Raw genomic sequence first — 544 nt, forward strand, 5'->3', positions numbered from 1 at the left:
AATCTGGCAAATAAATAAAATAAAAATTTATTTTTTTATTTTTAGTTATGTACTTTTTTGTTTGTTTTAAAACTTCAAATAAATTCTCTTCAAATAACTGATAATCAAAATTATAATTTTTTCTCTGATCAATTGCTGGCTTGTACCTTTCTGGTAAAAAATTAGCAACTAAAACTCTGAAGTTATTTAACTTTAGAAATTTAACTATTTTAGAGTAAGTTTTATTTTCTAAATCAAGTTTTTCTTTTAATTTTATTGAATGTTTTGACAAAATTTTATTTAAAATTTTGTCAATATCTTCTTGTTTATTAATTAAATTTTGAGAAAAACCATCATTAAGATATTTTACTAAAAAAGGATTCTGATATTCTTTTATTGTTTCAAAATGATCATTTCCTTCGTAATAAAAATATAACAAATTTTTAACATCTTTGGGCATGTATTCTTTTAATAGTGCTAAATAACGAATTGGTCCACTTCCACCAAAACCTAAATTTAAAGTAGTTGACTTAGATAGTCTTTGAAAATTATTTGATATATTATT

The 544-nt window shown here is 20.6% G+C and carries 1 pseudogene; it reads right to left on the minus strand.

The window, feature by feature from the left end:
• Positions 1-544: pseudogene (locus tag AMN73_RS04410) on the minus strand (hypothetical protein); the annotation flags it as partial.

It is taken from the genome of Candidatus Pelagibacter communis (assembly GCF_001179965.1).
Lineage (GTDB): Bacteria > Pseudomonadota > Alphaproteobacteria > Pelagibacterales > Pelagibacteraceae > Pelagibacter.